Below are 2046 nucleotides of genomic sequence, written 5' to 3' on the forward strand. Positions count from 1 at the left end.
AGGGTATTATGTCGAGACGAAGGGCAGTCAATCTGTAAAGCGGCCTCGCAGGCCAAGAGACAAGACGACTGCCTCTCCGACTCTCACGCTGACACCGTCATGTCAACGTGGCCAAAAGAACTTTTTTCATGACATCTATATGGTTTTTCATCCTAAGCTCTATTTCATTCTTTGTCGTTGCTGCGGGACATTTATCAAGGAAGGATTACAAATTTGGATCAATACTGACCATAATAAATATTCTTTCCTGGATTGCTTACCTTATAATTCCATGGCAATCCGTTGCGGAGGATGAGGTGTTTGGAGTATTGGTGATAGACACTTTTGTCTTACTTTCTATCTATAATTTCTCAAAGACGGTTCAAAATGGTATTAGTGAATAGCTAACAGAAGTAAAAACCTGATTAATAATGGGAAAGTGATCTTGCAAAAAATATCGAAATGTAAAAATTTCCAATGGTTACGAACGAAGTATTTTAACATTTAAAAGATATGTTTAAACCCTCTTTTGCACAAAATGCAGAGGGAGGGATTTGAACCCTCGTATCCCTACGGAACCAGACCCTCAATCTGGCGCCTTTGACCAATCTCGACAACCTCTGCTCTCATATCTGAAATTAAGCAAGGCATATCTAATTTGTCATTGTTGCTGACCCTTTTTCAGATAGATAAATATCTCGCCCTTAGAAATCCCTTTCATTTCATAGGGATTTGTAAATTGACCGTTTTGGTACACCGATAATGGAATCCCTCCTTCGTCAATTATCATTTTGATTATTTCCTCATACGGTTTACCACTCATTTTTTCAAAGGTATTTTGCGAGATTGAAAAATAACCGGATGACATTACCATTTTATTAAGAAACATTCCAGCCTCAGGTTGTGTTAGGGCAGAAATAATGGCAGCTGAACTCAAGTCCCCTCTTACTATTACATTGTCAGCTCCTGCCTCGTCTGCATGAACCCTGCTGCTCTCGTTCAGTAGTTCTATGGTTATTTTCAAATCTTTATTCAATTTTCTTGCCGTTAATAGAATAAGTATAGATTCTGCATCCAGAGCTAATGAATCATCTGAGCCGTACTTTTCATTGGGAAATATAATCATTGAAACAGCTCTTTCTATACCTGCCTTTTTCAAATCCTCCACATTCAGTGGATTGCCCCTTATGAATTCTCCCTTATCTGCAATTTCCTTGGACTCTTCGTTACCAAGTATCAGTATTGGGAACTTTTCATCTACTAATCTTTTTATTATTGAAGATTGCTTATCAGTATAATTACAAACAATTGAGTGCTCTTCCATTTTTGTTCTTGCCCTCCCTAATCTTTTTAAAAGCTTGGCATCAACAATTTCAGCAGCCACAGTCACAAGCAAAAGGCTGAAAGTGCCTATTCCTATAACCATAATAATCATGGCATTGGTCTTCCCATAAAATCCAACAATAGTAACATCTCCATATCCAACTGTGGTTATTGTCTGCATAGTCCACCAAAGTGATTGAAAAAGTGAATGGATACCCGATGTTTTAATTGGATTTTCTATGAGATATTGGGAAATTACGCTATAAATTACCACAGCTAATGCCAGTAATACAGTCCTCCCAACATTCTGTCTCAGGATTTTCTTAAAACTGCTAACGAGTGTTCTTAAATCCACCAATGGGAGATAATTTGATGAGCCTTTTTAATTCTTTCCAATCTGACCTTCTGCCCTGTTTTACGGATTAAAATCCCTGGCAGCAATCAAGAAATATAGTGTGACCACATCTGGGACATGCAGGGTTATGACGGAAATTATAGCATTGGTCGCAGCTGCAATCATCCTCGAAGCAATCTAAGCACATAAGTTTAGTATGTTTAAGTAATATAAAATAAGGATCTCTTCAACTCTTTGGGGGTAAGTTATAAACCCTTATTCATTTACATTATGTGAGATCAGAGGAACTTTTCAGGAAGCTTTTAGGTTTAGAAGATCCATGGATCATTAAGGAAATAAAGTTCGACCACCAGGGAAAGAGGGTTGATATCTTCATGGATTTTCCAAGG

General features: G+C 37.8%; 2 protein-coding genes and 1 tRNA gene. 1 reads left to right on the top strand and 2 read right to left on the bottom strand.

Going from position 1 to position 2046, the window contains the following annotated elements:
* Window positions 1-128 precede the first annotated feature (128 nt).
* Complete coding sequence (locus ACNF42_RS08560; protein ID WP_443340353.1) at window positions 129-383, top strand: hypothetical protein; 255 nt, start codon at window positions 129-131, stop codon at window positions 381-383.
* A 135-nt stretch (window positions 384-518) separates the two neighbouring features.
* On the opposite strand, the gene ACNF42_RS08565 is transcribed toward ACNF42_RS08560, so the two are convergent.
* Together ACNF42_RS08565 and ACNF42_RS08570 are read right to left on the bottom strand one after the other, a co-directional pair.
* Window positions 519-603 (bottom strand) — tRNA-Leu (locus ACNF42_RS08565).
* Between the two features lie 37 nt (window positions 604-640).
* Window positions 641-1657 (bottom strand): ion channel, encoded by a 1017-nt coding sequence (locus ACNF42_RS08570; RefSeq protein WP_443340354.1) that lies wholly within the window; start codon window positions 1655-1657, stop codon window positions 641-643.
* Window positions 1658-2046: the final 389 nt, after the last annotated feature.

The sequence above is a fragment of the Cuniculiplasma thermophilum genome (genome assembly GCF_052315355.1).
GTDB lineage: Archaea > Thermoplasmatota > Thermoplasmata > Thermoplasmatales > Thermoplasmataceae > Cuniculiplasma.